The sequence below is a fragment of the Clostridium sp. AF22-10 genome (genome assembly GCF_003478725.1).
In the GTDB taxonomy this organism is placed as follows: domain Bacteria; phylum Bacillota; class Clostridia; order Lachnospirales; family Lachnospiraceae; genus Otoolea; species Otoolea fessa.
This window is the reverse complement of the sequence record NZ_QUFZ01000019.1, coordinates 1-23,479: the sequence shown is the minus strand read 5'-3', so window position 1 is coordinate 23,479 and position 23,479 is coordinate 1. Positions and strand designations below refer to the sequence as shown.

26 protein-coding genes are annotated in these 23,479 nt (G+C 47.7%); 2 read left to right on the top strand and 24 right to left on the bottom strand.

Annotated features, from left to right (window positions below; all coding sequences use genetic code 11):
- Positions 1-2 precede the first annotated feature (2 nt).
- From DWX91_RS12675 to DWX91_RS12620, 12 genes are all read right to left on the bottom strand, one after another.
- Positions 3-731 (bottom strand): response regulator transcription factor, encoded by a 729-nt coding sequence (locus DWX91_RS12675; protein WP_118472683.1) that lies wholly within the window; start codon positions 729-731, stop codon positions 3-5.
- Positions 731-2,404, bottom strand: a complete 1,674-nt coding sequence (locus tag DWX91_RS12670; RefSeq protein ID WP_118472684.1) for a Na/Pi cotransporter family protein — start codon at positions 2,402-2,404, stop codon at positions 731-733. The genes DWX91_RS12675 and DWX91_RS12670 overlap by 1 nt, the downstream gene beginning before the upstream one ends.
- Before the next feature lie 166 nt (positions 2,405-2,570).
- Complete coding sequence (locus tag DWX91_RS12665) at positions 2,571-3,671, bottom strand: tRNA dihydrouridine synthase (RefSeq protein WP_118472707.1); 1,101 nt, start codon at positions 3,669-3,671, stop codon at positions 2,571-2,573.
- A gap of 5 nt (positions 3,672-3,676) precedes the next feature.
- Positions 3,677-4,243 (bottom strand): precorrin-6Y C5,15-methyltransferase (decarboxylating) subunit CbiT, encoded by a 567-nt coding sequence (cbiT, locus tag DWX91_RS12660; protein ID WP_118472685.1) that lies wholly within the window; start codon positions 4,241-4,243, stop codon positions 3,677-3,679.
- A gap of 39 nt (positions 4,244-4,282) precedes the next feature.
- Positions 4,283-5,245 (bottom strand): hypothetical protein, encoded by a 963-nt coding sequence (locus tag DWX91_RS12655; RefSeq protein WP_243099052.1) that lies wholly within the window; start codon positions 5,243-5,245, stop codon positions 4,283-4,285.
- 2 nt (positions 5,246-5,247) lie between these two features.
- Complete coding sequence (gene cbiE, locus DWX91_RS17540; RefSeq protein ID WP_243099051.1) at positions 5,248-6,402, bottom strand: precorrin-6y C5,15-methyltransferase (decarboxylating) subunit CbiE; 1,155 nt, start codon at positions 6,400-6,402, stop codon at positions 5,248-5,250.
- Positions 6,399-7,352: a precorrin-6A reductase gene (cobK, locus tag DWX91_RS12645; RefSeq protein ID WP_118539109.1), complete on the bottom strand. Its 954-nt coding sequence runs from the start codon at positions 7,350-7,352 to the stop codon at positions 6,399-6,401. The genes cbiE and cobK overlap by 4 nt, the downstream gene beginning before the upstream one ends.
- Positions 7,345-8,028 (bottom strand): precorrin-3B C(17)-methyltransferase, encoded by a 684-nt coding sequence (cobJ, locus tag DWX91_RS12640; protein ID WP_118472708.1) that lies wholly within the window; start codon positions 8,026-8,028, stop codon positions 7,345-7,347. The genes cobK and cobJ overlap by 8 nt, the downstream gene beginning before the upstream one ends.
- 29 nt (positions 8,029-8,057) lie before the next feature.
- A complete protein-coding gene (locus tag DWX91_RS12635) occupies positions 8,058-9,401 on the bottom strand; it encodes a cobalt-precorrin 5A hydrolase (protein ID WP_106999979.1) in 1,344 nt (447 codons plus the stop codon).
- Positions 9,402-9,420: 19 nt separating this feature from the next.
- On the bottom strand, positions 9,421-10,194 hold the full coding sequence (gene cobM, locus DWX91_RS12630) for a precorrin-4 C(11)-methyltransferase (RefSeq protein ID WP_022358712.1): 774 nt from the start codon (positions 10,192-10,194) through the stop codon (positions 9,421-9,423).
- A gap of 145 nt (positions 10,195-10,339) precedes the next feature.
- Complete coding sequence (gene cbiD, locus DWX91_RS12625; RefSeq protein ID WP_118472687.1) at positions 10,340-11,536, bottom strand: cobalt-precorrin-5B (C(1))-methyltransferase CbiD; 1,197 nt, start codon at positions 11,534-11,536, stop codon at positions 10,340-10,342.
- Positions 11,537-11,859: 323 nt separating this feature from the next.
- Positions 11,860-12,093: a hypothetical protein gene (locus DWX91_RS12620; protein WP_022358715.1), complete on the bottom strand. Its 234-nt coding sequence runs from the start codon at positions 12,091-12,093 to the stop codon at positions 11,860-11,862.
- A 128-nt stretch (positions 12,094-12,221) separates the two neighbouring features.
- Here DWX91_RS12620 and DWX91_RS12615 point away from each other — a divergent pair, with 128 nt between their 5' ends.
- Complete coding sequence (locus tag DWX91_RS12615; protein WP_118472688.1) at positions 12,222-13,637, top strand: alanine/glycine:cation symporter family protein; 1,416 nt, start codon at positions 12,222-12,224, stop codon at positions 13,635-13,637.
- Positions 13,638-13,702: 65 nt separating this feature from the next.
- On the opposite strand, the gene DWX91_RS12610 is transcribed toward DWX91_RS12615, so the two are convergent.
- Both DWX91_RS12610 and DWX91_RS12605 read right to left on the bottom strand, forming a co-directional pair.
- Positions 13,703-14,881 carry a phosphoribosylaminoimidazolecarboxamide formyltransferase gene (locus tag DWX91_RS12610; RefSeq protein ID WP_106999982.1) on the bottom strand — a complete coding sequence of 393 codons (1,179 nt, stop codon included), beginning with the start codon at positions 14,879-14,881 and terminating at the stop codon, positions 13,703-13,705.
- Positions 14,882-15,181: 300 nt separating this feature from the next.
- Complete coding sequence (locus DWX91_RS12605) at positions 15,182-15,895, bottom strand: IMP cyclohydrolase (protein ID WP_118539107.1); 714 nt, start codon at positions 15,893-15,895, stop codon at positions 15,182-15,184.
- A 578-nt stretch (positions 15,896-16,473) separates the two neighbouring features.
- On the opposite strand from DWX91_RS12605, the gene upp reads away from it, so the two are divergent.
- Positions 16,474-17,103 (top strand): uracil phosphoribosyltransferase, encoded by a 630-nt coding sequence (upp, locus tag DWX91_RS12600; RefSeq protein WP_118472689.1) that lies wholly within the window; start codon positions 16,474-16,476, stop codon positions 17,101-17,103.
- A gap of 347 nt (positions 17,104-17,450) precedes the next feature.
- On the opposite strand, the gene DWX91_RS12595 is transcribed toward upp, so the two are convergent.
- The 10 genes from DWX91_RS12595 to DWX91_RS12550 form a co-directional block, all read right to left on the bottom strand.
- Complete coding sequence (locus DWX91_RS12595) at positions 17,451-17,969, bottom strand: hypothetical protein (protein ID WP_118472690.1); 519 nt, start codon at positions 17,967-17,969, stop codon at positions 17,451-17,453.
- A 12-nt stretch (positions 17,970-17,981) separates the two neighbouring features.
- Entirely contained in the window at positions 17,982-19,133 is a 1,152-nt protein-coding gene (locus tag DWX91_RS12590) for an AAA family ATPase (protein WP_118472691.1), read from the bottom strand.
- A 97-nt stretch (positions 19,134-19,230) separates the two neighbouring features.
- On the bottom strand, positions 19,231-19,452 hold the full coding sequence (locus DWX91_RS12585) for a hypothetical protein (RefSeq protein WP_118472692.1): 222 nt from the start codon (positions 19,450-19,452) through the stop codon (positions 19,231-19,233).
- A 188-nt stretch (positions 19,453-19,640) separates the two neighbouring features.
- Positions 19,641-19,913 (bottom strand): hypothetical protein, encoded by a 273-nt coding sequence (locus DWX91_RS12580; protein ID WP_147353135.1) that lies wholly within the window; start codon positions 19,911-19,913, stop codon positions 19,641-19,643.
- A gap of 128 nt (positions 19,914-20,041) precedes the next feature.
- Positions 20,042-20,794, bottom strand: a complete 753-nt coding sequence (locus tag DWX91_RS17535; protein WP_243099050.1) for a hypothetical protein — start codon at positions 20,792-20,794, stop codon at positions 20,042-20,044.
- Position 20,795: 1 nt separating this feature from the next.
- Positions 20,796-21,179, bottom strand: a complete 384-nt coding sequence (locus DWX91_RS12570) for a VOC family protein (protein WP_118472696.1) — start codon at positions 21,177-21,179, stop codon at positions 20,796-20,798.
- Positions 21,180-21,362: 183 nt separating this feature from the next.
- Positions 21,363-21,638 carry a hypothetical protein gene (locus DWX91_RS12565; protein WP_412693907.1) on the bottom strand — a complete coding sequence of 92 codons (276 nt, stop codon included), beginning with the start codon at positions 21,636-21,638 and terminating at the stop codon, positions 21,363-21,365.
- A gap of 76 nt (positions 21,639-21,714) precedes the next feature.
- A complete protein-coding gene (locus DWX91_RS12560) occupies positions 21,715-22,212 on the bottom strand; it encodes a hypothetical protein (RefSeq protein ID WP_118472698.1) in 498 nt (165 codons plus the stop codon).
- Positions 22,213-22,911 (bottom strand): hypothetical protein, encoded by a 699-nt coding sequence (locus DWX91_RS12555; RefSeq protein WP_118472699.1) that lies wholly within the window; start codon positions 22,909-22,911, stop codon positions 22,213-22,215. It abuts the gene before it with no gap.
- A gap of 138 nt (positions 22,912-23,049) precedes the next feature.
- A complete protein-coding gene (locus DWX91_RS12550) occupies positions 23,050-23,340 on the bottom strand; it encodes a VanZ family protein (protein ID WP_243017821.1) in 291 nt (96 codons plus the stop codon).
- Between the last annotated feature and the right edge of the window lie 139 nt (positions 23,341-23,479).

Below are 23,479 nucleotides of genomic sequence, written 5' to 3'. Positions count from 1 at the left end.
CATCACTTTCCCGCTTCTTTTTCCTTTAAAAACCGATAGCCCACGCCGCGCACTGTCTTGATCTGGGCTCCGGCGTCATGCAGCTTCTGCCGGAGTGTCTTGATGTGCATATCCAGCGTTCTCGTCTCCCCATCATAGTCATAGCCCCAGATATGGTCGAGAAGCTCGTCGCGCGTCACCACCCGGTTGATATGTTCCATGAGATATGTTAAAAGTTCAAATTCTTTGAGCGTCAGCTCCGTCCGGTCGCCGCAGGCAATCACCTCTCGCGTCTCCCGGTTGATGCTGACTTCACCGATCGTCAGGCTGGAAACCTCCTCTTTTGCAGGTTCCACCCGCTTTAAAAGGTTTCTGACGCGCGCCGAAAGCTCCAGAATACCGAACGGTTTCGTCATGTAGTCGTCAGCACCGTTGTCAAGTCCCTGTACAATATCCATCTCACGATCCTTTGCCGTCAGCATCAGGACCGGGGCTGCGGAAAAGTCCGGCATCTCCCGGATCTTGCGGATCGCCGCCATGCCGTCCATCCCTGGCAGCATCCAGTCGAATACAAACATCGCCGGATACTCCCGCTGCGCCTCCCTGCCTCTCCGAAGCAGGGCCGAAAGGCTGTCAAGCGCTTCCTCTGCCGTCTCAAATCCGCTGGCGCAGTAACCGAAGTTTTCCAGTGCCACGCAGATCAGATTCCGGATATTTTCATCATCCTCAATCACATATATCCGATATTTCATTACTGCATCTCTTCCTTTACGTAGCCAGCTACATTCTTGGCATGATCCGCGATTCTCTCATAATTTGCCAGTGCATCCAGGAAGATAACACCGCCCTCAATCTTGCATTCTCCATTGGAAAGACGGTTCATATGGTTCTCGCGCATCTCCTCTTCCATACTGTCAACCTCTTCCTCCCAGCGGGCAGTCTGACGCACCTTCTGCATGTCATGCGCCTGACGCGCCTCCACGGACGCCTCGACCGATTTAAGCGTTGCATCTGCAATCGTCCGCAGCTCTTCCAGCGCCAGATCCGAGAAATCAATATTCACATTCTCAATCCGCTTCTTAGCAAGCTCTGCCAGGTTTTCACAGTGGTCACCGACGCGTTCAAGATCACCGATTGTATAATACATATTCTTAACAAGAAGATGCTGTTCATCATTTAAGGAGAGGTTGTTGATCTTTAAGAGATACTCGGTCAGCATTTTCTCCATGCGGTCGATCGTCTCTTCATTTTCAAATACCTGTTCACAGAAATTATTATCTGCATCCACCAGGGCTGCGGTTGCTATTTTTAAGTTAGCAACCGCTACTTTACCCATGTTGACAACCTCGTTGCACGCCGTCTCAATCGCAAAGGACGGAGTTTCGAGGATACGGTCGTCTAAGTGACGGATCATCTCGGTCTCGACACTGTTTGCCGACCACTCTTTCTCCGTCTCCTTTGGCTTCGGAACAATCACATCCGATGCCTTTACCAGGAAACCAGCAAACGGGAACATAATGCAGGTGTTGACAACGTTAAATATCGTATGGAAAATCGAAATTCCCACACTGTCCGCACGCGTCATCGCAAGCTCCGGATTCATCATAAACACGATGTATAAAGCGACGCCAAATACAACTGCACCCGTCACATTGAACAGAAGGTGAATGACCGCCGCACGCTTTGCCGTACGGGTCGTACCGATACAAGATAACAGCGCGGTCGCACAGGTACCGATGTTCTGTCCCAATGTAATAAAGACTGCTGACTGCCAGTTTACCATGCCGTTGATCGCCAGCATCTGTAAAATACCGACGGACGCGGAACTACTCTGGATGATTGCGGTAACTGCCAGACCGACTAAAATACCTAAAAGTGGATTCTGTCCCAGTACCCGGAAGGACTCGGAGAAGATCGGCGCATCCCGGTACGGCTCAATCGAACCGGACATGAAAGAAAGACCGATAAACAGGAGTGCAAAACCGATCAGGACTTCGGCACCCTCTTTTTTCTTGTGGCTCTTCGCAAACATCGTGATGAATGCGCCGATACCGAAGAGAACCGGTGCAAAGAACTCTGGCTTTAACACCTCGCCCCACTCACTCATCGACACAATCCAGCTCGTCACAGTCGTACCAATATTGGCACCCATGATGATGCCGGTCGCCTGCAAAAGATTGATAATTCCGGCATTTACGAAACCAACGACCATAACCGTCGTCGCGGAACTACTCTGGATGATCGCGGTAACGCCCGCGCCCACCAGCACGCCCAGCAAGCGGTTCGAAGTCAGGATCTCAAGCACACGTTGTAAACGGTTGCCCGCAAACTTCTGCAGACCATCCGCCATCGACTCCATTCCATACAGGAACATTCCCAGTCCTCCAATGAACTGAAAGAGTGTTCCCAAAGTACTAATAGACATACATATTCTCCCATCATCTTTTGATCTTTACACATAGTATGTCTTCACTATATCAAATAAATGTAAAAATAACCAGCAGGAAATGTAAAATCTGTGTAAAATTTGATATTCGCAACACTGTACTGCCTGAATGAGAGGATGGTTACAGGACAGCCCGGTATCACTCCTATGGTGCCGGGTTGCGAAAGCCGCCTTCCACAAACCGCCCGCTCGCAAACATCGCCTGAACAGCAGCCCGGTAGTCAGATAGCTTCTGTGCCTTCTTAATCTTCTTCAATTCTTTTTCACATTCTGGAAAATGGCACTGGAAATAATACCAGAGTTCCTTCATTTTAAACAAAGTATTCCGATCGCCAGACATGATTTCTGCATAACCGGTCAGGAGGCGATCGTGGAATTGCTGGAAGGATTGGAGATGAGTCGAGGATGGCAGATTCCGCACCTCTCCAAAAATCCACGGGCTCGCAACCGCACCGCGCCCAAACATCAGTGCGGCTAATTTCATTTTTTTCTGCGTTTCACCGCTATCAAATGCTTCATCTTGTCCTACAATTTCTTCCATAAGCGCAGACGCATCCGCCGCCGAAAAAAGATTTCCATTATAGCTGACCGGGCAGCGGCTCTGCTCCAGCGCATACGCAAATGACTCCATCCGTATTTTCCCCTTATAATAGTCCTCGCGCACTCTCGGGTGTACAATCAGTTCCTCCAGCGGATAGTGATTATAGATAGCAAGCAGGCGTGGAAATTCAGACGCTTCTTTCATGCCGATCCGGGTTTTGATCGACAAACGCACCGGCTTTCCATCCGACGCGTGGATTTTTTCCAATCCGTTGCAGACTTCCTCCAGAAACAAGCTCAAATCTTCCGGCTCGGCTAAAAATCCCGCGCCCTTTTTCTTCGTAACCACCGTTCCCGACGGACAGCCCAGGTTCAGATTAACCGTCCTATATCCATACTCCGCCAGTTCCTCGCAAACCCACAGAAAATCTTCCGTCGAATGCGTCAGAATCTGCGGGATCAGGCATAATCCCTGATTATGCTCTGGAAGAATATCGTTCCTCTCCCTGGATGTCAGCTTATGGCTGGAACCTGGCGCAATGAACGGACTGTAATACCGGTCAACGCCCCCATAAATGACTGCATGCGCCTGCCGGAATACGTATCCCGTGATTCCCTCCATTGGTGCAAAATCTAATTTTACACTCCTTGCATCGTTCGCGCTTATACGATTCGCGCCCACTTTTAATGCCTCTGGCTGAATCATTTTCTTCACACTTCATTTCCTCCCAGTGATATGATATAGATCGGATTCTGCCCTTTCATCAAATGACTGGAACCAATCTTCTCCGCTTTTGCAATCTGCATGGACAGAATCTCCGCCTCTATCCCGCGCTCTTTCAGGTAACTCATAAGCACTGTCAGAGACTCCAGCGCAATCAGGTTGATCACAATCCGGATATCTGGGTTCAAGCGGAACAATTCATCCAGAATCTCGCGCATCTGTCCGGTTGTTCCCCCGATAAATGCCCGATCCGGTCGGTGAACACTTACCTGTGCAAATGTCTCCGGCGCCTTTCCCGGCACGATCGTGACCGCCTCTGTTCTGGCTTTCTCACAATTTGCCCGGATCAGTTCAACCGCCTCTTCCTTATATTCAAACGCACACACATGAATCCCCGGACAGCTTACCGCCGCTTCCACACTGACAGAACCCGTTCCCGCGCCAATGTCCCAGAACTCACAGCCCTCATACAATTCCAGCTTGGACAATGACACGGTCCGCACCTCACTCTTCGTCATCGGGACCTTGCCCCGGATAAACCATTCATCTCGCATTTGCTACTCCCCATTTTCTTGATTCTCATATAAATTCACTCAATTGATATATTTTTGCTGACTCCCTTTGGCACATACATCCAGCCATTTTCGCAAAAAATCTGGACAGGATGCATAATAGAGATGCGGAAATCCGCCAATCTGTCCTCCCTTTTCATGGATGCAGCGCCAGCTTCGGTTTCCGGTCGGTTTGACTGCCTCCCAGTCGGTGCCCGGATCTTCGCTCTCCCAGTAATGGAACTCATGCCCGTGAATTTCCTGACCGGATGAGGTCAGCAGACGCACATAGCCAAACCGGCGCAGGCGGTTCGTCCGGTAAGCGTCAAATGGATAAACGCCAGCCATTTCCCAGTGTTTTCCATCGCTTCCTTCAAGAGTACGGTGTAAATATAAAAATCCACCGCATTCCGCCAGAAACGGCATTCCCGCCGCAATCGACCGCCGGATACTCTCACGCATCGCCGCGTTCTTTGCCAGCTCCCGTGCATAATTCTCCGGATAACCGCCGCCAAATAAAAGCCCATCCACTCTGTCCGGGATTTTTTTATCCCTCAGTGGACTGAAATAAACCAGCTCCGCCCCCATCTGTTCCAGAAGGCGGAAATTTTCCTGATAGTAGAAGCAGAATGCCTCGTCACGGGCAACACCGATGCGGACGCGCGAGGTGACTTTTTGCTCTTGACATGCTGGGAATTTCGCTATACTTTCCGCCTCCATTGATTCGTTTTCTGCTTTTTCTTTCTCTTTGTTTTCTATCCTCAATGGCAGCATCCCCGCTACTTCCAGCACCCGATCCACCGCGATCGACTTTTCCATCTGATCTGCCAATCGCCCGATCCGCTCGCGCAGCCGATCGATCTCGCCCGGCAGAAAAAGTCCCAGATGGCGGCTTTCCATGCGGTATTCCTCGGATTCCGGCAGATAACCAAGCACCGGAAGCCCCGACGCCTCTTCCACGGCTGCTGCCAGCCGCTCATAATACATCGAAGAAACCCGGTTCAAAATCACTCCGGCAATATGGCTTTTTTTCCGGAAATGTAAAATCCAGATGCCATTGCTGCCGCCGACAACGATGCGCCCTTACAGTCCAGCACCAGAATCGCCGGCGTGTCTGTGATCTCTGCAATCTCCCAGCTGCTGGCAGACGTTTCTGTTCCGCCCAAGCCGTCATAATAGCCCATGACACCCTCTAAAACTGCGATTCCCGCCTGTTCTTCCCGCACTGCATCCACCAAAACCTTCCGCACGCCTTCCGCCGGCAGAAAAAAGCTATCGAGATTTCGCCCAGGAATGCCGAGCACATAGCGGTGAAACATTGGATCGATATAGTCCGGTCCACATTTGCACGCGATCGGATTCAGACCGCGGCGGCGAAGGACTTCAAGCAGTCCGCAAGTCAGAAGGGTTTTTCCACTGCCGCTTTTTGGGGCGGCAAGCATGATACGTGGAAATACTCCGACAGAATCTGCAGGAAGCAAACGTTTATCTTCTTGTTCAAACCTTTTCAGCTGCTTTACATTCTTTATTTCATCCGTGACTTCCAGCAGTATCAAGCTCAAATCCGCAAATTCCAATTTTTTCATTTCTTCCGCGGTTCCGCTCCGGATCTGCTCTTCCGGGTACGATAAGTTTTCACCAACCGTCACCTGTACATTTCCATATCCCGCCTGTGTCAGACGTTCACAAAACTGTCCAGCTCCATTTTTGCCGCCCATGAGGATAAACGCACGCTTAGCCGGTTCTTCTGGATCACACAGACGTTTCATCACCCGATCGACAGACAATTCTCTTCCATGTGCGGAATAAATCGCCGCATCTTCCCAGTGCGTCCCCAGGCGTGCCGCCAGATAACTGACACAGGATGTACCCGGATAGACGGTAAATGGATAACCAGCTTCCCGCAGCCGCTCTGCCATCCTGGATGCCCCGCTGAAAAAGCCGGTATCACCCGAATACAGGATGACCGCCTGCTTCCATTCCGGGTGCTTCGATACAATCTGTATCACATCGTCAGGAAGATATGCTTTATAGCACTTCCTTTCTTTTTCCACCGCAGCCGCTGATTCCTGTCTGTTTTCAGCTTTTCCTTCCTTGCTAATCAGCAAATCATTCTGCAGCGCTCTCTCCGCGGATTCCAGCATACGCCCCGCGCCAATCAAGGCGTCACTCTCTCGAATTGCCCGAGGACTTCCCCTGTCATCTGGGACGGCTGTCCCATGCCAATTCCCGCCAGAATCAAATGTGTTTTTAACTCTCCAACCTTCCCCTCATCCGCCTTCTTCAGCACCTCCATCGCCTCTTCCAGCGAAATACCATCCTCCTCCGGTCTGCGGATCACAACCACTCTGGTTCCATTTTCACGCGCCGCTTCCACCTTTTCCTGAAATCCGCCCGCACGCCCGGAATCTTTCGTCAATAGCCACTCCGCTTTTGTCTGTCGGAGAAATAGCGTATTCATTTCGGTGGAAAAAGGTCCCTGCATCGCAATCAGATGGCTGCCAGTTATCCCCAATTTTTCACATTTCTTCAAAACATTCGAAGTTGGAAGCACTCTCGCATACACCCGTTTTTGATAATCTGGTATCTGGCACAGGACTTCCAGTTCTTTACTGCCGGTTGTGGCAAAAATCACGCCGGAAACAGAAGAAAGAAATGACACTGCCTCCTGAATGGAATCAACCTCGACCCAATCACGTGCTTTGTTTTGTTCGCCCTCTGCGCGCAGGCACCGTTCCAGGCGGACACCGGTCCGTCCGCACGCTTCCTGGATTTCTTCTGAAACAAGTCTGGCATGCGGATGGGTTGCATCGATCACAAGATGAATCCCCTGGTTTCGGATAAATTCTTCCATCTGGTAACGATCCATCCGTCCACGTAAGACTTTTATCACTGAGGATGCCTGAACCGTTTTCAAGTTTTTCTTTGCAAGGCAAGTATTATGGTTCAAATCTGGATTCCCTGCATTCCCAGACTCCATCAGCTCCTCCTGCAAAAGCTCTTCTCCATACTCCGAAGCCACGCTGACCCACGCCTCAATCTTTTCCCGGCTGCAATATTCCGCCAGCAGGCGCCCTTCTGTCGTTCCTCCAAATATCCATATTTTACACATCGCGGTATCCCCTCGGTGTCACCAGACATCCACTTAACATCTGCGTTTCCTTATTTCCAATAAATACGGTCGTAAACATATCCACCGGTGTCTTTTCCAGTTCTGCCAGTGTCAGAAGGTGCACCGCCTCGCCCTCGCGGCCAATATTCTGTACATATCCGCAGGCAGTCTCACCACTTTTATACTCTAAAAGAATCCGGCAGGCACGCTCCAGATAATCGTGGCGTTTCCGGCTGGATGGATTGTAGAGGCAGATAATAAAATCCGCTTCCGCCGCTGCACGCAGCCTTTTTTCGATCACTTCCATCGGCGTCAGAAGGTCACTCAGGCTGATCACCGCAAAATCATGTCCCAACGGTGCACCGAGAATGGCTCCGCCTCCCAGCGCTGCCGTCACTCCTGGAATTACTTCCACGTTCACATCCGGGTACGCCTCTGCCATCTGCAGCACCAGCCCCGCCATGCCATAGACGCCGCTGTCCCCACTGCAGATCATTGCTGTTTTCCGACCATCCTGCGCCGCTTTTAATGCCATCTCACAGCGTTCCTTTTCCTGGCGCATCGGCGTTGTCAGAAATTCCGCCTGTGGATAAAATTCTTTTACCAGGTCCACGTATACCGTATAACCGATGATCACCTGGCTTTCCCGTAAAATGCGGTCTGCCCGGACCGTCATCTGTTCTCTCGCCCCCGGTCCAATTCCGATCACGTATAATTTTTTTTCTTCCACTGCTGCCTCCTTACTTGCTCCGATGCCGGAACCGCTACTGCTGCCGTCACACCGTTAAACGCCATTTTCTGTACTCTCAGATCAATCGCAGGCAGATTTTTCTCATCCATCTCCCGTTCCCGGTAAATCCGGCGCACCCCCATGACGGCTGCACGCTCACAAACATTTCCTACCCCTACTGTCTTCCGCACAAACGGCGATTCTGCAAACTTCGTACCGGCACTTTCCAGCTCTTCCGGGGTAAAACTCCACAGTTCCACATCCCACTCCTTCGCAAGCGCCAGAAATGCCATCTCATTTTTCTTCCGATCTACCGTTGCAATCGCCCGCACCGCACTTTTATCAATCATCGCCCGAGAAAGTGCCACTCTTGCCATCTCCCGGACAGCATTCAGGGAGGAATCCCGGCGGCATCCCATTCCAAGAACAACCGTTCGCGGATACAGGCGCAGAAGTTCCGGCGTACCTGATTCATTTTCCGACTCATAACTTTGCTCTTTCTTCTGCTCACTTTTCTGCCCAGGCGATCCTATATCGGATTTTCCGACAGACATATCTATCTCAGCCGCCTTCGCCGAATCGCCGGTTTCCACTGCCACTACCGCCGCTGCTTTGACTGCATCCCGCTGTTCCTTCTTCTCCTGCAGCCCAATCACCATATCCCGGCGCACCAGAGACGCTGGGGCATTTTTCGGGCATCCGCCCTGTTTCAGCGTCACATAGATGTTTTCCTTCTGCCATACGCCCGGAGTAATCTCTGCCGGAACGATTCCATCTACTGGATAATCACTGAAAAAGCCAATTTTTTCACCGCGCAGCTCCGCCGCGGAGATTTGTTTCGCCAGTTCCCGATCACTAATCACCAGCTCATTTTCCGCTGCAAATACATCAACTGCAAATGCCTGCCGCAGATCCGTTGCCGTCGTAATTACCGGTTCTGCCCCCAGAATCTGCGCCGCTGCCTCTGCCAGTTCATTGCATCCGCCCACATGTCCAGACAAAATCGGGATCGCATAACGTCCCTGCTCATCGATCACCAGCACCGCCGGATCTTTCAGCTTATCCTGCACCCACGGCGCAATCAAACGGACTGCAATCCCCGCCGCCCCGACAAACAAAATTGCTTCCTTCTCCTGAAATGCTTCCTTGACCACCTGTTTCAGCGGTTTCGAATGTTCGGATCCTGTATAATCTAAAAAGTCAAACGCCTCTTCCATCTGCTGGCTTAATTTCTCCAGCAGGCGCGTCGCCGTCTCTTTTCCCTGTGCAGTAAAGCAAATGCAGATACCGTTCCTGACCCGAAGTTTCAACTGCTCCATTTATAACAATCCCTTTCTATTACTCATATACAAAACCATCCGTCCCCTGACGGAATTCAGTTGTGAATTCTGGCGCATATAAACGTGAACGCTCGTATCCCGCCTGGGCAGTCACATCCCCGACGATAATCAGAGCTGTTTTTTTGATATTTTCCCGCTCTGCCGCCTCTGCAAGCGTGGCAACCGTGCAGACAACCCGCTTTTCATCCGGCCAGGTCGCTTTGTACACGATCGCCGCCGGCGTGTCCGCCTCATATCCGCCCTTTATCAGCTCTTCCGAAAGCTTCTTCAGCATTCCCGTGCTTAAAAATATAACCATAGTCGCATGATGCGCTGCAAACGACGCGATGCTCTCCCTCTCCGGCACCGGCGTCCGCCCCGCCATCCGGGTGATAATCACGCTCTGCGAAACGCCCGGCAAGGTATATTCCAGATTCAATGCAGATGCCGCGCCGCAGAAAGAGCTGACGCCCGGGCATACCTTATAAGAGATATTTAACTTGTCCAGCTCGTCCATCTGTTCCCGGATCGCACCATACACGCAGGGGTCGCCCGTGTGAAGCCGCACCGTCATCTTACCCGTCGATTCCGCTTCTTGGATCTTTTCGACCACTTCTTCCAGCGTCATTTTCGCACTGTCATAGACAACGGCTGATTCTTTTTTATAATCCAAAAGCTCTGGATTGACCAGAGAACCTGCGTAAATAATCTGGTCTGCCTGATTCAAAAGGCGTGCTCCCCGCACTGTGATTAAATCTGGCGCTCCCGAACCTGCTCCGACGAAATATACCATATATGTGATTTCTCCTTTTTATTTAATATTCGAATCTCAACTTTTCGTAATTTATGATTCTTCTATCTATCATTACTTCCATGTTTAGCATATATAAAACACGGAAGACTTTTTTTCATAAAGATATTTCTATATCTTCTTATTTTTAATATTTAATATCTTCTTCCACGCCTCTCTCCATCTCCAGCAGCTCTCGCACATACGCATCCGCCCCAGCTGTCCGCGCCATCAGTCCATAATTGCTCGAAAATAGCATTACCTCCGTCTGAACGCCGCTCTCTTCTTCCAATACCGCTTTGACCTGATTCGCCACCTGCTCCATGACCTGTTTCAGATATCCATGTTCATATAGGAAATCTGCCGCTTCCTCAGTCGTATTCATCGGCAGCAGGGCATCTGCCTCCGGAAATCCAACGGTCCGCGCGCATGCAGACAAAATCTCCATCCGTCTGTCACCATACCGGGAATGTGTATTCATCACACCACCTGCCACTTTGACCAGTTTTCCAACATGCCCTGCCAAAAGCGCCTGGTGAATTCCTTCCTGTGAAAGCATTTTAAAGCTGGTCCCGATAAAATTACTGCACTTGATAAAATTTTCCATCGAAAGCCCGGTTTCTTCTTTTAAAAATCGTTCTCCATAATTGCCTGGCGCCACTGCCAGCAGCGAAACATCCTCCTGGGCGTGCACCCGGATATCCAGCCGGATCGTCTCAACCAATGCCGCCTCACTCATCGGGTTCACAATCCCAGTTGTTCCAAGCACCGAGATACCACCGATGATCCCCAGATGCGGGTTAAACGTTTTCTCCGCCAGCTCCCGCCCGGAAGGGATAGAAATCTCAATCCGCAAAGGTATCTCCGGCATGCCCGCCTCCCGGCGTGCCAGAGCTGCCTCCCGGAAAATAGCCGTCCGCGGTACCGGGTTGATCGCGTAATGCCCCACCGGACACGAAAGACCGTCCCGCGTCACCATGCCGATGCCCTCGCCGCCAGTTACCTCAATTCCCGGATACGCCGGGTCTGTGTAACCGCTTTCAGTTATGCTATCATGACAAGCCAGGACGGCCCGTGCACAAACCAATGTTCCATTCGTCACATCCGGATCGTCACCAGAGTCCTTCTGTACACCGCATACTGCGCTATCTTCCTCCCGCTCTGCCCGGACAATCGGCAGAATCGCCCGGACGCCGGAAGGTGTCACTGTCTCTGCCGCCGCAGGTGCTTCCCCTGTGCAGAGAAACAACACCGCCGCTCGCGTACACGCCGCCGCGCAGGTTCCGGTCGTAAATCCGGTTCGAAGTTCCTTTTTTTCATCTGTCTGTTTCTTTTCCGTCTCCATCTGCCTCCCTGTATGCCATTTTCTGCCTGAGGATTCTTCTGTCCATTATAGGAGATTTACACCCGACTTTCAACTTATTACTATTTATCTTTATTTAAAATTCCAGTAACAATCCCTCATTTTCCCCTTGCACTTTCCTCAACTGTGCGGTACAATACGGAATATAAATAAGTAGATTTAATTACATATTCAAGAAATAGTTATTATAAATGTGCAAGGACAGCTAACATGTAAATATAAAAAACCGGAAAGATCTTCTCTTTCCGGCATTTTAAGTCTCACACACTTTAAAACAATACAGTTTTAAACAACAACGTGAAACATTATTTGGTACGGACAACCAGATGGGCATTGACATACTCCCAGGAGTATGTGCCTGCTTTGCCGCCGTCCTCAATGAAAAATGGAGTTACCATCTTGTAGCCTTCATCCATCATCATGGTTGCAGCTTCCAGACATGATTCCTCTTCGTTTTCAAAATCAACATTAATGCATGGATTCTCTTCCATGGAAGGATTGTCCTCATTCGGATCTAAATGTGCAATTGCGTACTGCATATGAATTCTCCTTTTCCTTATGATACTGAGAGTCTGAAAACTCCCTGCCACTCATTATAACTATCTTTCAATCAATCGTCAAGCACCTGCGGGCGCACCTTTACTATATAAAATTTTGGGGTGAAAACATGAATACAATTATCAATTTAATCGAAAAAACCTACTATTTCCTCTGGGGTGACTGGATTCATCTGCCGCTTCCTGGCGGAACAACCATCAACCTGCCGCTTCTGGTTCTTCTGCTCGTCCCGACCGGTATCTTCTGTACTATCCGGACGCGGTTCCTGCAGATCCGAATGCTTCCGGATATGCTGCGCGCGCTGCTGGAAAAGGCCGAAACCGGACACAAAGGTGGCTCTCTCTCCGCACTCCAGGCACTGATCGTGTCAACTGCGACCCGCGTCGGTATGGGAAATCTTGTCGGTATCGTTGCCGCTCTCTCCGCCGGAGGCGCCGGTGCGTTGTTCTGGATGTGGGTAACCGCGCTGCTCGGTTCGGCAACCGCTTTCATCGAGGCGACCTTAGCCCAGCTTCACAAACAGCCGGATCCGCTCTACGGCGGTTACCGCGGCGGTCCTGCTTACTACATTCACGACTGGATCAACAGCAAACGCCAGAAACAGGGCACGCCGGTTTCGAAGAAAAATCTTCTCTCCGTACTGTTTGCGCTCTCCGGTCTGATCTGCTGGTGCGGTATCAGCCAGGTCATCAGTAATTCCGTGACCTCTTCTTTTAAGAATGCATTCGGCATCCCGCCGATCTACTCATGCTTGTTTTTAGTTCTCCTTGCGGCAGTCATCGTTCTTCGGAAAAATGCCTCCGTCAGGGTTCTGGATCTGCTGGTTCCGATCATGGCAGGCATTTACATTATCCTGACCCTGTTTTTAATTATCGTGAACTTCCGCCAGCTTCCAGGCGTTTTTGCCCGCGTTTTTGAGGAAGCACTCGGTCTGCGCCAGGCAATCGCAGGCGGCTTCGGCGCCGTATTGATGAACGGTGTCAAACGGGGACTTTTCTCCAATGAAGCAGGAAGCGGTTCCGCCCCGTGTGCGGCAGCGACGGCAGAAACCTCCCATCCTGCCAAAGTCGGACTGATGCAGGCGATGGGCGTTTTCATCGACACGCTTCTCTGCACCTGTACAGCCATGATCATGCTGCTGGTCCCGGCTGATAAAATCTCCGGTCTGGAGGGCATGGATCTGCTGCAGGCGGCAATGAGCTGGCATTTCGGGGAATTAGGCGTCATTTTCATAGCCGTAATCCTGTGGCTGTTCAGTTTCACTACCTTCATCGGCATCCTCTTCTACGCCCGCTCCAATGTGAGCTACCTCTTCGGAGACACCTGGGCCGCCCAGACGGCGTACAAGATTCTCGCCCTGATCATGATGTTTGTCGGCGGACTGACCGCCTACACCTTTGTCTGGGATCTCGGTGATGTCGGTGTCGGTCTGATGACCGTCTTCAACCTGATCGCGCTGATTCCGATGTCGAAAGAAGCGCTTGTAAGCCTACGGGATTATGAGGCAAAATATAAGAAATCATAGCCACTTTATTTCGAAATAAAAAGGGCGTGTGAAAAAACGAGAGTTTTTTCACACGCCCTTTTTCATTAATGATGGAACAGACGGATTCCCGTAAATGCCATTACAATGCCATATTTATTGCAAACCTCGATTACATTGTCATCACGAACCGATCCGCCCGGCTGTGCGATGTACTGAACGCCGCTCTTGTGCGCGCGCTCAATGTTGTCGCCAAATGGGAAGAATGCATCAGAACCAATGGTTACACCCTTCATGCCGTCCAGCCATGCGCGTTTTTCCTCACGGGTAAATACCGGCGGTTTTACCTTGAAAATTTTCTGCCATGCGCCCTCTTCCAGCACATCCATATATTCTTCTCCGATATAAACATCGATCGCATTGTCGCGGTCTGCACGCTTGATTCCATCCACAAACTGAAGATTTAACACCTGCGGAGATTGGCGCAGATACCAGTTGTCGGCTTTCTGACCTGCCAGACGGGTACAATGTACACGGGACTGCTGACCTGCGCCGATACCGATCGCCTGTCCATCCTTCACGTAGCAGACAGAGTTGGACTGTGTATATTTCAGGGTAATCAAAGATACGATCATGTCGATCTTCGCGTTATCCGGCAGCTCTTTATTCTCAGTCACGATATTCTCCAGCAGCTCACGGTTGATTGCCAGATTATTTCTACCCTGCTCAAAGGTCACGCCAAATACCTGTTTGCGCTCCACCGGAGCTGGTACATAATCCGGATCGATTTCAATGACATTGTACTTGCCATTTTTCTTTGATTCCAGAATCTCCAGAGCCTCCTTGGTATATCCCGGAGCAATCACGCCATCCGATACTTCTCTCTTGATGATGCGCGCCGTATCTGCATCGCAGACATCCGACAGAGAAATAAAATCGCCGAAGGAAGACATGCGGTCTGCACCTCGTGCTCTGGCATATGCACACGCAAGCGGAGATAAGTCTCCCATATCATCGACCCAGTAAATCTTACGCATCGTCTCGTCTAACGGAAGTCCTACCGCTGCACCTGCCGGAGAAACGTGCTTAAAAGAAGTTGCCGCCGGAAGCCCGGTTGCCTCTTTCAGTTCTCTTACCAGCTGCCAGCCATTGAACGCATCCAGGAAATTGATATATCCCGGTTTGCCGCAAAGTACCTTGATCGGAAGCTCACTGCCATCCGCCATAAAAATGCGGGACGGTTTCTGGTTCGGGTTGCATCCATATTTTAACTCAAGTTCGTTCATCTTCATTCCTCCTGTATACCCATTTAAACGCATGATTCAAATGCTGTTTCAAGTCGAACGTCCGTGAGACTTAGCGCGTGATTCTGGTCAGCGAAGCTGACATATTCTTTACAGAATCACTGCGCATCCTCGCGGAGCGTTTATCTCAGTCGGAGAATGGACTCCCACTGAGACAAACTTGCTATTACTCACCACCTGAAGAGGTGGGAGTCTTCTCGACTGAGATAAACAATTTTGTTTCTGACCTGTTTTCATTTTCAGACGGTTTTTGACTTTTTTTAACTATTTTCCAGTCTGTTCCTACTTATTTTTATTAATGATCTTCGTCTGTGTCTCTCTGGTCGCAATATCAATATAGCGCACAAATAGAGATACCTTATTATCCGGGTTCAGATTCTCCCAGAGTGTCGCTGCAAACTCATCCAGGCTGTCCGGAATCTCGATCTTTTTCGGCTCGCCCTCGAAGCTCGGAAGCGGATTGCCGTCGTGCATATAGGTGTGGATGAAATGTCCCTCGCCTGCAACCGGATTCTCATAGGCATATGTATAACGATGGCAGGAATCCGGATTGCCGTCGTTGGATTTCAGAATCGACAGCGCATAGTTGTAACCGCCATCCTCGATATGCAGGATACCGGAAATACGAGGTGTGTAGTTCGGCGCATCCGGCTCGAACTCGCGGCTTCTGAGGGACTGCTCAAAGGTCATCTGGCGATCCATTCCCTCATAAATCGTATCAGTCTGATCGCCGTTGGTCACGATCGTTTTATTTCCCAGCACACGGACCGGTGCATAGATAATCAGACTCGGATCTTCCAGCTTCGCCGGGTCAAATGCCTGTGTGCGGATGCCCTCACCTTCTTCTACAAACACACGGTTGCGGCTGTTCTCGCTTCTTCCCATAATAAAGTATGCCGTAACCGCCTTCTTTCCGTCCGGCGTCCGTCCAATGATAATTCCGCGTCCCGGATAAGAATTGTTTTTCAGTTCCTCTGCTATCGATACAGTCTTCATAATGGCAAAGCTTCCTCCTTCATTGTTGTGCAATAATTCACTACTTTATATTTTACCACATTCTATTCTCATTTCCAGTTAGATTTATTGATTTGTTTTCAGAAGTATTGCTTATATATAATACTGGTATTATTTTTTATTCTAATAAACATATAAAAGCACCTGCATTCTTTTACAAATGCTCTGCACTACTTCATGACAAACCGCTCTTTTACCGAGTTACTGTTCACGCATACGTGCCCAGTAACGGAATTTGCCGTGGCTTCGCATTTAAATACGGCAAATTCCTGCTGCCACCACGTTTTCTTACGGCACTTTCAGTTCCAAAAGTGCTACCCAGGAACAGTAACTTTACCGATGCTTTTTAACAAAATACATCATAAAACAGACTGTTCAATCTGTATAATTCGGTGTATAATTAAAGAAAATATGCCATCAGGGCGATACATTTCACATATGTATACAGATTTTGGGAAATGACGGCATGAAGATAGCACAAAATTCGCAAGCGGTCTGCGCTATGCACCGTTACGAAAAAACGTTCATCATCAAAATTCAAGAAAAGGCAGGTTATGAATATGAAAAATGTAACAATTCTCGATCACCCGTTGATTCAGCACAAGATCTCGCTCCTCCGCAACAAGAACACCGGAACCAACGAATTCCGTTCCCTGACCGATGAGATTGCGATGCTGATGGGCTATGAAGCGCTTCGCGATCTTCCGCTGGAAGATCAGGAAGTAGAAACTCCGATCGAAACCTGCAGCACTCCGATGCTGGCTGGTAAAAAACTTGCCGTTGTCCCGATCTTACGTGCCGGTCTCGGTATGGTAAATGGTATTCTGGCGCTCGTTCCGTCCGCAAAGGTTGGTCACATCGGACTCTACCGCGACGAGATAACCCATGAGCCGCACGAATACTACTGCAAGCTGCCAACCCCGATCGAACTGCGTACCATCGTTGTCACCGACCCGATGCTGGCAACCGGCGGTTCCGCAGTGGAGGCAATCGACTTTATCAAAGCACGCGGCGGAAAGAACATCAAATTCATGGCAATCATCGCTGCTCCGGAAGGATTAAAGAGACTGCATGAGGCACATCCGGATGTCCAGATCTATGTCGGTCATGTCGATCGCTGCCTGAATGAAAACGCTTACATCTGCCCAGGTCTGGGAGATGCAGGGGATCGGATTTTTGGTACGAAATAAATCAGAGTTGCCAACCTTCTCGGCATATCAGCAGACGACCTTCTCGTAGACAGTCTGACACACTCGGCTTCCACTGCCGATTCCGAGATTCACCGTCTGCTTTTGGACTGCAACACACTTGAGCAGGAGATTCTCACCCGAATGGTAAAGGAATTGAAAGCGATTTTATACGGATTGGGAGTATGATTTTGTAACCCGTTGACCACATAACACAAAAACCCGCATAAGCCACAACTGCACTTCGGAGCATGCCGGGGTGCTGTCTGTGGTTCATGCGGGATGAGGCAAAAAAAGAAGCCCACCAGCGTACTATGTAGGATTTACACGGTACACCAGTGGGCAAATCTTTATTTTAACAGATCTGATAAACTATATTCACCTTTAGGAATATTTGCGGTTCTACGGTACTCTTTTATTGCATTAACTAATGTCAGTGGATTACTAAAATAATCTTTTACAAAATCATACGATTTCACATTATGCATACGAAGATCTGATTTACAGAATTCACTCGGTTTCTTTCCTGAACGCTTAAATCGCTCATAAGCTCCTTCGCTATGAATAATCAGCATCTCTATCTCCGGAGCAGTAATAACATTGATCACATCAACCTTCTTCTCATAGGCTTTGCTAAGCCTAAACTCTTCTCTCCGAGAGTCAAGAATCCTTATAACAGAAATCTGATCTTTAAATCCTTTACGTAAGAAGCGTTCCTCAAATGTCTTAGCACTCCTGCAGCGAATAACATTTTCTTCAAGCATATCTTCTCTTGTAAAAATCAAAAGATTATTATCCACTAGAACATCAATAATTGCAGCTTCTGCTGATCCTTCACATACACACGCTATATATGGTGCTAACTTCATCCTACCGCCCCCTTATTTAATTGAAGCGGCCAGATTTTTCTTCAAACGCATATATGCTTCATACGCTGGAGTTGTTCCTTCCAGAAATCCGCTTTGATATGCATCGCTCTTCTTAATGTCATTGCGCTTTAGAATATAGCTCAAGTTTTCCACTGTAATGCCATTTCGATTTCTTACGATACAAATTCCATCATTTCGATCATATTCATCCAGCAGTTCCGGATAATGCGTTGTAAAAATCAGCGTTCCGCCTCTCTTGTTAAGTCGGCTATCCATGAAGAAACGCATCAGAGTCGTTACAATTTCTTTATTAAAATGATTTTCAATTTCATCTACCAGAAGGTATCCTCCAGATTGAAGAACCTCTTTCACCATCGAAAATGTAATAATGCCCTTAATTGTACCAGAAGACAAATACTGCTCAAGATCTACCGCATTATTCAAGATAATCTCATCTTCATCTCTAAATTTCAGATGAATAAATGTTTTTCCTTCCGCCTGCTCAAAACATAGCTTCTCGATAGTCGGATCAAGAAAAGTAATTACTTCCAGCGGAATATCTTCTGTAAAAGGCAAAACATTCACATTCGTATATGAAAGAAGGCTAAACACCTCAACGGTGTCATTTACCTTTTTATTATGAGCGATAATAAAGCTGACATCATCTGAAAGGTAAGCTTCATTACTATCACGTGTGTCAACAGGCTCTATTCCATCGAAATCCGTCAAATATTTTTTCGACTTAACGCCTGCAATCGGCTTTTCCCATAGTCTTTCAGACAAGATTGAATACACATACTCGCCTGTCTTTGCCTTTTTCGCTGTAATCACGGTTTCAAGACAGCAGATATATTTGCGCTTATCATAAAAGTATGTGCGAATCGCAGCTTTCTCTGACCCTCCAAGAATGGTTTTTGCCTCCACATGATTGATTGGCTCATTCTTTATAATGTTCAGTGCTAAATTTATGACTTTCAGCACAGAGGTTTTGCCAGAAGCATTGATTCCAATAAATGCACATGCAGAATGAAGGTAATAGTTGTCAATCAGATTATACAGATTATTCCTGTCATCTTCACTCACACGCTGCTGAGTGTAAAAGCAAATATCCATGTCTTCCTTAAACAACGGAAGCCCTTGTGCTGTAATACGAAGTATTTTCATGTACCATTCTCCATTCCAAAAACGGATTTCACGTTTTTATTTTCCATCAAGTTCATTATACCCTATTTCCCAGAAATTATCAACGCATTTCTCGTTTTTATTTTCTGTATTTCAAACTCCGATACGCATCCAGCACGAACTCCAAAAACTGGGGACTCATCTGCTCCAACATGCGCTTTCCATCCACATTCCCCAACATGGTCACACCCGCTTTTGACAGGTCATCTTCTCTCTTCCCCAACTCCATGATGCTGTCTGCCACGACCGCATCGATGAACGCCGCGAACTTTGCTCCGTCAACATTGCTTTGTACCGGCATCGGTGCACTTGGCGAATAAAAATGAAATAGAGGAATTGCTCAGAATACGGGCAGAAGATAATAACTGACCAGCGCCCCAATGTGTATCACACACAGCGAGGGCTTTTTTGAACTCCAGAAGTTCATTTTATTTCCGTTACAAACTATATACTTCCATCATAAGCCGTATCCCGACTTTCAGACCTTCCTCAAAAGCAGTCTTCTCCCATGCACAGCACACTGTTCCCTGCCGGTCCATAATCTTCTCCCAGAGGGGAATCTTTATCTCCGACATAGTCATCTACGAGCCTATTCATACCTTCCAAGCCACGCAGCCACTCTTCCAGTTCCTTTTCCTTGACCTTTGCGGTTTTCCCGGCAACTGTGTTTTTCTCTACTGGATTATTCTCCGTGTAATGTTCGTAGATCAGATCAAGCAGATTCTCCACTGGCGGATAATACTCTGGTTCCGTTTTCCTCAAATACTCCTCCAGCATTTCCTTCAATTTTTCTATAATGCTACCGTCCTTCCCAACTGAGATTCACTTCCTCAGTTACGGCACATATTACCGTAGACTTTTGCACATAGCAACCTATTTTTTACGGTTTTTCAGATCCCCATCTTTTCCTTCACTTCATCTGGCACATCGATCAGCCCGAACCGGTAGAACATCCCGTAGATGTAAGTCACTCCCCGGATATCGCCCAGAGCTTTGGGTCTCTCTACTACTTCACCTTTTATATTTCCCAGTGCCAAAACTATAGAACTCCATGCCAGACTTTTACTCTTTTCCCGTCTGTCGATCCACAGCTCCTTCGTGTACTCGCCATTCCTGCCTTTTTTAATTTCGTAAGTAAATGACAGCCCTGAGTAAGTTTTGAATTTCACACCAGCATAGGCCAGAACCACGCTCCAGAAGTTTTCCTCTGTCGGATCAACCCTCCACCACTTCATCGCTCTGTATCTCCGTTGCCGCTCTGCTCCAACACTAATCTTTTCTTTCTCTGTACTTGGGAAGTACACGCCTTTCTGATATGGCAGGTACGAAGTAACGGAGGCTTTGGAGAGTTGAAGAGTAGATGATGTTGTGAGTATGGAGGTTTTGTAGTCTCGTGTTTCACGGTATTCTTCAAAAGTGTTTTTTACTTTCTCCGCCACATCCGACTCATACACTCCGGCCGTGATGAGCAGCTTCCGGACTTTGATAGGGTTTAGGTTCAGAGCATCTGCAATGGATTGGAGGGACATCTCAGAATCATAAAGCTCCACAGCACTTTCCATCTGCTCTTTCAGATTTTTCCCAGCATCGTACTCTGGCTTCAACTTCTTCCGGCCACCGCCTGGTTTTCTTGTTTTCTTCATTTTACTCATGCAGCTCCAACGGCAGTCCGTCTGGGTCATGGAAAAAAGTCATCTTCTTGCCGGTGTAATCATCCACACGAATTGGCTCACATTCAATTCCTACCTCTGCCAACTCATTCACTGTCTGCTCCACGCTCTCCACACAAAATGCAAGGTGACGCAGCCCACAGGTCTCCGGGCGGTTCACACGCTTCGGTGGGTTTTCTTCTGCAAAAATCTCCAGCTCTGTGTGTTCGTTAACACGCAGATCCAGCTTCCAGTCTTTACGCTCTGGGCGATAGTTTTCTCTGATGACAGAGAATCCCAGTTTGTTTACATAGAAATCCTTTGATGCTTCGTAGTCGGATACGATGATTGCAATATGATGTATTTTTGATAAATTCATTTTTCTCACGCTCCATTTCTTTTAATTTTGTTCTTTTTTATTTTCGTTATAAACTATATAGCCACCTTCAAAATATACCGTGTGAACTCCTGGAGTTCAGTTTGTCCACACGGCATTTATTTTTTTCTTGGGTTCTTGTTTATTTCATTTTTTCCAGAATCTCCTCTGCGCTCATCCCGCTGGCTAATAATCTCTTAACCACACTCTCGGCTTCAGCTTCTTAGCTTCTTCAGCGGCTTTAGCATCCGCCTTTGCCTTCTTCGCTTCCAGGGATGCCACTTCTTTCTCAGCCTTCTTCAGATCAATCTTCTTCTCTTTCAGGTCAGCTTTCAAAGTGTCAATGTTTGCAGTGATGGATGCTATCTCAGCAGTCAGGGAAGCGATAGACTCCTGCTTCTCTGTGATCTGGGACACAATATCGGATTTGGGGCGGTTCTTGCTCCCTTTTGTTCTTGGCATAATATATACCTCATTTCTTTTGTAATATTTTTATGTAATACTGTGAGCAATGTACCATAAGCTCTTGTATCTTTTCTTACTTCAATTTTTCCTCTGTCTCCAAAGCCACTTTTTTCAAGTAATCTTGTATCTCCAAAAGCTTAGCTTGGCATGAATTGAAATCTTCTGAATCAATTCCGTTATCTTTCACCGCATCACCACTAATATACGAATTAATATAGGTTTGTAAGTTGAAACCGTCTTTGTTCTGCAACTGCCGCAACTCGCCTGAATATTCTGCTGGTATATTCGAATTGATTTCTGTCAAATTCACGTTAAGCTCTTGCCCAATATCGCATAAAGCATTATGTAAACTAAGTCCTTTTTTCCCTCGTCTTGAGGAATTTGAGGACGACAGTGCTTCCGGCAATTTTATTAGCATCTTTTGAACTTCTACTAATGCCTTGTTTGTTTGTGCGAAAATCGTAAGATTTTTGCTTTTCCGAAAATACTTAACAGAATTATATGCCCCAATGCCTGAAATAATTGCAAGAATCACATTAATAATTGTTAAAGCAACATCCCACACGCTCATTTATTCTCCCAGTCTCGTTTTTTTATAATACTGAAGAATCCGAACATAGTTATCGTATTCAGACGCAAGTTCCTCCGCATTTTCCTCACTCCATGCAAAGCATCCAATTACTCCTAAAAATCCACTTTCCTTTTTCCCCCAGTACTCCTCATCTTGCAAAAATTTAAACAAGGTATCATAATCAAATGTTCTCCTATCATCTACTGTCTGACATATAAAATCAAACCAGCGTTCCTCGTCACTAGGGTGTGATGAACCGGTAGACTTGTTTGCTGCATCGCAAAAAAGCGTCAATTTTTTTAATGCCTTTTCTGAGATATAATCAAGCGGATCAAATTGTCCTGATGATGGTCCAACAACCTTAATTTCCTCATGTGTTTCACCATACACCTTGGCTATATCGTTATAAAATAATTCCAGTAGTTGATTATACTCATCAATTGTTAACTGACTTTTTTGAAGCGGAACAATATTACAAACCTTAATATAACCCTCACGCCATGTATCTTTTCCATAATAAATTGAAACCTCCGCATGAGGGGCTTTCGTTCCAATATAATCAGCAAGAATATAATCTTTAAGCATCTGATTACTTTTAGGTTTGATCCAGTCTGTTGGAAATACATTATATATCTCTTCCGATAATTTATCCAATTCCGGTTTATTGCCGACAAAACTTAATTCTTTATACACATGCATAAATCGTTCCTCCTCCTAAATTCTTCACATCTCAGCCGATCATAAGATCGTTACCTGCTGCCCACCACGGAGAGGTGTGTGATTATCAGAGCAGCGTAGGGAGCTACCGCTCCCAGTATATCACAATTTCATCCAATTTTACAGATGCTTTCTTGCCTTCATCACTGTACAATACATCAATCCGCCAATCATTCCACCTACTGTATTATAGAAGATGTCTGATAGCTGAAACGTACCTAGACGGAGCAATAACTGCAACATCTCCATGCTCACCGAAAAGATAAATGCTATCTTCCCGCTTTGCCACAGGATCTTCTTCCAACCGTTTCCTATCTTTTCTTCGAATGTCCACATCACTACGGCAGAAAACGGCACCATCATGATCACATTCTCAATACACTCCGTTGTCAGCTTCTGTTCGCCGTTCACTGTCTCCCAGATGCCCCAGCCGCCCATGACTGAATATTACGGTTCAAATGTACCCCTGTTCCGAAGGAACGGATACCGGCAGTCTGGCGCTATGATACCGTGAGTCCGGAACAGGGATACCACATTTGCTACATGCGAG